Below are 6,554 nucleotides of genomic sequence, written 5' to 3' on the forward strand. Positions count from 1 at the left end.
GGCGCATCCTGCCCAAGGCAGAAACCCTCGACGACGCCGCCAACTGTCTCGGGCTGTTGTCGGGCCGTTCGCATCGGGTCTATTCCGGCATCTGCCTTATCACCCCGGGTGGCAAGCTGCGCCAGCGCCTGGTCGAGACGCGGGTGCGTTTCAAGCGGCTGCCGCGCGAAGAGATCGACGCCTATATCGCCTCGGGCGAATGGCGCGGCAAGGCGGGCGGCTACGCCGTCCAGGGCCTCGCCGGCGCCTTCGTCGTCAAGCTGGTCGGCTCCTACACCAACATCGTCGGGCTGCCGCTGTATGAGACCATCGCGCTGCTGAGCGGCGAAGGCTTCAAGGTGCATGGCGGCTGGCTGGCGGGAACCCGGCTGTGAATTCCGATCCCAAAGTCACGCCCTTGCGCCCAAAGCGCCCCTGTCCCGAATGCGGCAAGCCCTCGGCGCGCGACAGCTTTCCGTTCTGCTCGACGCGCTGCAAGGACATCGACCTCAACCGCTGGCTGAAGGGCGCCTATGTCATCAAGGCCCGCGATGACGAGGAAGAGACGGATCCCGACGCTCCGAAATGAGGTCGTCAGGCGGCCTCGGTCTTGCGCGCCACCCGCGCCCAGCCCGGCAGCCAGTCGCCGTGAGCGGCCAAGAGATCGTCGACCAGTGACCAGATCTGGTCGAGATCGAGTTCGGCCGCGGTGTGCGGATCCATCATCGCCGCGTGGTAGATGTGCTCGCGGTTCTCGGTCATCAGAGCCCGCACCGTCAGTTCCTGCACGTTGATGTTGGTGCGGATCAGCGCGGTCAATTGCGGCGGCAGCTCGCCTATATAGGTCGGCTGGATGCCGGAGGCATCGACCAGGCACGGCACTTCGGCGGCGCAATCCCGAGGCAGCGAGGTGATGCAGCCATTGTTGCGGACATTGCCGTAGATCACCGACGGCTCGCCGGTCCAGACTGAATTCATGATCGAGGAGGCATATTCCCGGGACTGCTCTACCTCGATGCGATCGGCCGAGCGATAGGCTTCAGCCTGCCCCTTCCAGCGCTCGATCTGCTCGATGCAGCGCTTGGGATATTCATCAAGCGGGATGCCGTACTTCTCGATCAGGTCCGGGCGGCCGTCCTTGATGAAATAGGGCGTATATTCGGCAAAATGCTCCGAGCTCTCGGTGACGAAATAGCCGAGCCTGGTCAGCATCTCGTAGCGCACCTTGTTGGCACAGCGCGGGTTCCAGCCGGGCTTGGGCGCGCGGCCTTCGCGATAGGCGCGCACGAGATCTGGGTAGAGGTCGCGGTAGGAACCGTCCGGCTGGCGATGCTCGAACTTCAGATAGAACGCCATGTGGTTGATGCCGGCCGAGCGATAGCGGATCCCTTCGTAGGGAAGGTCGAGGTCTTCAGCCAGCTCCATTGCCGTGCCCTGCACCGAATGGCAGAGGCCGACCTGCCTGATCTCAGGGTATTTCTCTGCTATCGCCCAGGTGTTGATCGCCATCGGGTTGACATATTGCAGCATGATCGCCTGCGGGCAGACGGCGAGCATGTCTTCGCACACCTTCCACAGATGCGGCACGGTCCTTAAGCCCCGCATGATGCCGCCGACGCCGAGCGTGTCGGCGATCGTCTGGCGCAGGCCGTATTTCTTCGGCACCTCGAAGTCAGTGACGGTGCAGGGCTCGTAGCCCCCGATCTGGAAGGCGACGACGACGAAATCGGCGCCGGCCAGCGCCTTGCGCTGATCCGAATGGGTCTCGGTCTTCGCCTTGACGCCAAGCGTCGCGATCAGCTTGTTGACGACAATGGCGCTCTCTTCCAGCCGCTGCGGATTGATGTCCATCAGCGCGATCGTCGCGCCGGACAGCGACGGGCGCTGCAGCACGTCGCCGACAATGTTCTTCATGAACACCGTCGAGCCGGCGCCGATGAACGTGATCTTGGGATTTCTTGCCATGCTAACCTCCGGCATATGTTCAGGCCACATCGAAAGCGGCCCTGACGAGCCGTTCGGTGTAAGCGGTCTTGGGATTGGACAGGACGTCGTCGACGGGGCCCTGCTCGACGATCTTGCCGTTCTGCATGACGATCACGCGATGGCATAGCGCGCGCACCACCTTGAGGTCGTGCGAGATGAAGAGGTAGCTGAGGCCGCGCTCGTCCTGCAGCTTGCGCAGGAGGTCGATGATCTGCGCCTGGACGGAGAGGTCCAGCGCCGATGTCGGCTCGTCGAGCAGGATGAATTCTGGTTCGAGCGCTATGGCGCGGGCGATCGCGATCCGTTGTCGCTGGCCGCCGGAGAATTCGTGCGGAAACCGCGACAGAATATCGCCCGGCATGCCGGCGCTGACCAGCGCGTCGCGCACCCGTTCGACCCGCTCGCGCCGCGTCGCCCCTATGCTGTTGACGATCAGCCCTTCCTCGATGATCTGGCCGATCGTCATGCGCGGGTTGAGCGAGGAGAACGGATCCTGGAAGACGATCTGCATGCGCGAGCGCAACGGCCGCATCTCGGCCCGCGACAGGCCGTGGATCGGCTTGCCGTCGAAACGGATCTCGCCGCGCTTGGCGTCGATCAACCGGAGCAGGGCCTGGCCGAAGGTGGTCTTGCCGGAGCCGGACTCGCCGACCAGCCCCAGCGTCTCATGACGACAGAGTTTCAGGCTGAGATCGTCGACGGCGACCAATTCGCGCCAGTCGGGTTTCAGAAAGGTGCCGTGGCGCAGCATGAATGAGACGCGCACGCCGCTGGCCTCGAGAATGGTGCCACAACCCTCCGGCAGCGGCTTCGGCTGCCCGTGCGGCTCTGAAGCCAGCAGCCGCCTCGTATAGGGATGCCGCGGATCGCCGAACAGCCGTTCGGTGGCGTTGTGCTCGCACATTTCGCCATGCTGCATGACATAGACGTAGTCGGAGAACTGGCGCACCACGGTGAGGTCGTGGGTGATCAGGATCACCGCCATGCGCAGCTCTTTCTGCAGGCTGCGGATCAGGTTCAGGATCTGCGCCTGGACGGTGACATCGAGCGCCGTGGTCGGCTCATCGGCGATCAGCACGTCGGGATTGTTGGCCAGCGCCATGGCGATCATCACCCGCTGGCGTTGCCCGCCCGAGAGCTGATGCGGGTATTGTCTGAGCCGCGCGGCAGGATCGGGAATCTGCACGTGCTGCAGAAGTTCGAGCGCTCGCGCCCAAGCCTGTTTGCGGCTGACCTTACGATGCACCCGGATCGCCTCGACGATCTGGCTGCCGACCGTATAGATCGGGTTGAGCGAACTCATCGGCTCCTGGAAGATCATCGAGATGCGGTTGCCGCGCAGCTTGCGCCGGGCGCTCTCGGGAAATTTCAGGATGTTTTGCCCGTCATAACAGACGCTCGAGCCGGGCGACACCGTGGCGCGCCGTGACAGCAGGCCCATGACGGTGCGCGCCGTCACCGACTTGCCCGAACCGGATTCGCCGACGATGGCGATCGTCTCGCCGCGATAGAGCTGGAACGAGATGTCCTTGACCGCTTCGACGACGCCATGCTCCACCTTGAAGGCCACGGCGACGTTGCGGGCATCGATGATCGGCTGGTCCTGGCGTCCATCATGGTCGTGACGGACGATCGGTGCGAAGGATTCGGCGAGCGCGACGGACATCTCAGCACCTCAATAAGGGTCGACGGCGTCGCGCAGGCCGTCGCCCAGCGCGTTGAAGGCAAAGACGGTGACCAGCACAAAACCGACCGGCGACAGGATCCAGGGATAGGTGCCGATGACGGAATAGGTCGCGGTGTCCTGAAGCATCAGGCCCCACGAGATCAGCGGCGGCTTGACGGCGAAGCCGAGGAAACCGAGGAAGGATTCGAGCAGCACCACGGTCGGGATCGCCAGCGTCACGGCGACGATCACATGGCTCATCACATTGGGGAAGATGTGCTGCATGATGATGCGCCGGTCGGTGGCGCCGACCGCCATGGCGGCGCGCACATACTCGATCCGCGCCAGCGCCAGCGTCTTGCCGCGCACTTCGCGCGACATCTGCGCCCAGCCCAAGGCCGACATGACGATGATGACGAAAGCGAGGAAGACGTTGGTGGGAGCGGTGACCGGGATCAGTGTCGTCAGCGCCAGATAGAGCGGCAGCTGCGGGAAGGCGAGCACCAGTTCGACGAAGCGCTGCATCCAGACATCGAACCTGCCGCCGAAATAGCCGGAAACCATGCCGACGGTGGTGCCGATGACGGTGATGATGAAGACGACCGTCAGGGCGATCATCAGCGAGACGCGCGAGCCGTGGATGGCGCGCGACAGCACGTCACGGCCGAACTTGTCGGTGCCTAGGAAATGCACCGGCTGGCCGTCCAGCGAGCCGAACAGATGCCGGTCCGCCGGCAGCAGCCCAAACAGCTTGTAGGGCGCGCCATGCACGAAGAAACCGAGCAGCCTAGGATGATCATAGTCGGGGCCGACGACGGGCTGGAAAGTGACCGGATCGAGGTCCGCCGAATCGGCCAGCGCATAGACCCTCGGCCGTGCGGTGAAACCGCCGTCTCTGTCATGGAAGCTTGGCACCTGCGGCGGAGCGAAGCCGACATCCGTGACCTTCGGGTCCATTGGCGCGATGAATTCGGCGAATACGGCCATCACCAGCAGCAGCACGACGAGCCAGAGCCCGGCCATGCCGGTCCAGGAGCGCTTCAGCCGGCGCCAGACAAGCGCCATGTAGCTTTCGTTGCCATGCGCCGGTTCGGCGACGATGGGCCCTTCGGCAGGCAGCGGTGGAGGGGATGGATCGCGCGCCAGCATCTCAACGCTCCCCGAACTGGCGCACGCGCGGATCGAGCAGCACGAGCAGCATGTCGGCGATGATGTTGCCGACGATGAGCGTCGCCGACAGGACCATCATGAAGGTGGCGGTGACATAGACGTCGCCGACAGCCATGGAGCCGACGATCGCCGGGCCGACGGTCGGCAGTGCGAAGATGATCGCCGTCTCGATCTCGCCGGTCAGCATATAGGGCAGCACCACGCCCTGATACATGATGAGCGGATGCAGCGCGTTGGGCACGGCGTGGCGCATGACGACGGCAGCACCCGTCAGCCCCTTGGCCCTTGCCGTCTCGACATATTGCGCGTTCAGCGTATCGAGCAGATTGCCGCGCATGACGCGCATATTGTAGGCGAGGCCGCCGAAAGTGGCGATCGCCACCACCGGCCAGACATGTTTGTCGAGGTCGACGAATTTGGCCCACGACCACGGCGCACCACCATATTGCGGCGAGAAGAATGAGCCGATCTCAGACACGTTGAACTGGAAGACCAGGAGATAGACGATGATCAGCGCCATCAGGAAGCGCGGCACCGTCATGCCGAGGAAGGAGATGGCCGACAGTGTCGAGTCGATCCAGGTGTATTGCCTTGTCGCCGCCCATATGCCGAATGTGATGCCCAGCACCGAGGCCAGCAGATGGCAGACCAGCGCCAGAAGGAGCGTGCGCGGCAGGCGCTCTCCGACCACATCGGCGACCGGTTTGTTGTAGTACAGGCTGTAGCCGAAATCGCCGCGGGTGACGATGCCGACGATCCAGTTGAGATACTGCACGGGCAGCGGCTTATCGAGGCCATGCTCGATGCGATAGGCCTTTGCCTGCGCGTCGGCCTCGGCAAAGGAAGCTCCACCCTGGTTGATCGCCTGCGAGCGGATGTAGTCGGCATAGTCACCCGGCGGCGCCTGGATGATGGCAAAGGTGGCCAGGCTCAAGATGGCGAGGACCGGGATTGCCGACGCTATGCGCGTGAGCAGGAATCGCAGCATGGACGGTTCATTTCCTTGTCTCGCCGATCGCGCCCTTGGTTGCGTCCGGAGGTTGGTTTGTCCGGCCGCGCCAGCGGCGCGGCCGGAGGTCTCTCAGTCAGGGAGGTAAACCTAATTCATCAGCCCCTTCTCTCCGGGTTTGCCGGGCAGCTCATCGGGGAACAATTCATATTTCGCCTGCTTGTCTGCGGCGACAAATACCCGTTCGCGGATGATCGAATCCTCGGCCCAGTTGAACATGAAGATCGGCGTGCCCTGCGGAATGTTCGAGAATCGCTTATTGACGATCAGCGCGCCGGGATATTCCGTCAGGCCGACATTGTAGACGTGCTCCGTCGAGATCTTCTGGAATTGTTTCATCAAGCTGGCGCGCTGGTCATTGTCCTGCGTGGAGACGAACTTGTTGACGATGTCGACGAGGTCCTTTTCGAACGGCATCACATCGACCTCGCCATTTTCCGGCGCACGATGGTCCCAGCTGGTGCGCGGGCCGACAGGGGCAAGCTGCACGGTGTTCTGCACCACCGAGGTCAGTTCCTGTTCGTTGCGCCGGACCAGCCAATCGAAGCGGCCGGAGTATTGCGAAGCGTCCCGCTGGGTGCCGTTGAGGCCGTTGAGCACGACCCGCAGCCCGAGCTTTTCCATCTGGGCGACGACGCCTTCGGCAAGGCTTTTGTCGGTCGTGTAGTCGTTGTTGACCAGCATCACGATCTCGACATTCTTGCCGCCGGCGGTGCCGGAAGGGAAATTCACGAAGCCGTCGCC

The 6,554-nt window shown here is 63.4% G+C and carries 6 protein-coding genes and 1 pseudogene; 2 read left to right on the plus strand and 5 right to left on the minus strand.

Going from position 1 to position 6,554, the window contains the following annotated elements:
• Both EN969_RS11830 and yacG read left to right on the plus strand, forming a co-directional pair.
• Nucleotides 1–374, plus strand: a 374-nt coding sequence (locus EN969_RS11830; protein ID WP_206525149.1) for a Maf family protein, incomplete at its 5' end; no start/stop codon positions are given.
• Nucleotides 371–568, plus strand: a complete 198-nt coding sequence (gene yacG / locus EN969_RS11835; RefSeq protein WP_013530195.1) for a DNA gyrase inhibitor YacG — start codon at nt 371–373, stop codon at nt 566–568. The genes EN969_RS11830 and yacG, both read left to right, overlap by 4 nt.
• Nucleotides 569–573: 5 nt before the next feature.
• Here the strand turns inward: yacG and EN969_RS11840 are convergent, their stop codons facing one another.
• The 5 genes and pseudogenes from EN969_RS11840 to EN969_RS11860 form a co-directional block, all read right to left on the minus strand.
• Nucleotides 574–1,944, minus strand: coding sequence for an alpha-glucosidase/alpha-galactosidase (locus tag EN969_RS11840; RefSeq protein ID WP_063170044.1), 1,371 nt, complete (start codon nt 1,942–1,944; stop codon nt 574–576).
• Nucleotides 1,945–1,963: 19 nt separating this feature from the next.
• Nucleotides 1,964–3,631 carry an ABC transporter ATP-binding protein gene (locus tag EN969_RS11845; RefSeq protein WP_063170043.1) on the minus strand — a complete coding sequence of 556 codons (1,668 nt, stop codon included), beginning with the start codon at nt 3,629–3,631 and terminating at the stop codon, nt 1,964–1,966.
• Between the two features lie 9 nt (nt 3,632–3,640).
• Nucleotides 3,641–4,780: an ABC transporter permease gene (locus EN969_RS11850; protein ID WP_063170042.1), complete on the minus strand. Its 1,140-nt coding sequence runs from the start codon at nt 4,778–4,780 to the stop codon at nt 3,641–3,643.
• 1 nt (nt 4,781) lies between these two features.
• Nucleotides 4,782–5,789 carry an ABC transporter permease gene (locus EN969_RS11855; RefSeq protein WP_063170041.1) on the minus strand — a complete coding sequence of 336 codons (1,008 nt, stop codon included), beginning with the start codon at nt 5,787–5,789 and terminating at the stop codon, nt 4,782–4,784.
• A 111-nt stretch (nt 5,790–5,900) separates the two neighbouring features.
• Nucleotides 5,901–6,554: pseudogene (locus tag EN969_RS11860) on the minus strand (ABC transporter substrate-binding protein); the annotation flags it as partial.

This window comes from Mesorhizobium sp. M7A.F.Ca.CA.003.01.2.1 (assembly GCF_003998945.1).
Lineage (GTDB): Bacteria > Pseudomonadota > Alphaproteobacteria > Rhizobiales > Rhizobiaceae > Mesorhizobium > Mesorhizobium ciceri.

What these genes read in the sequence shown, in the direction of transcription:
- EN969_RS11855 (WP_063170041.1), bottom strand. Translation starts at nt 5,789, where the DNA reads ATGCTGCGATTCCTGCTCACGCGCATAGCGTCGGCAATCCCGGTCCTC.
- EN969_RS11850 (WP_063170042.1), bottom strand. Translation starts at nt 4,780, where the DNA reads ATGCTGGCGCGCGATCCATCCCCTCCACCGCTGCCTGCCGAAGGGCCC.
- EN969_RS11840 (WP_063170044.1), bottom strand. Translation starts at nt 1,944, where the DNA reads ATGGCAAGAAATCCCAAGATCACGTTCATCGGCGCCGGCTCGACGGTG.
- EN969_RS11845 (WP_063170043.1), bottom strand. Translation starts at nt 3,631, where the DNA reads ATGTCCGTCGCGCTCGCCGAATCCTTCGCACCGATCGTCCGTCACGAC.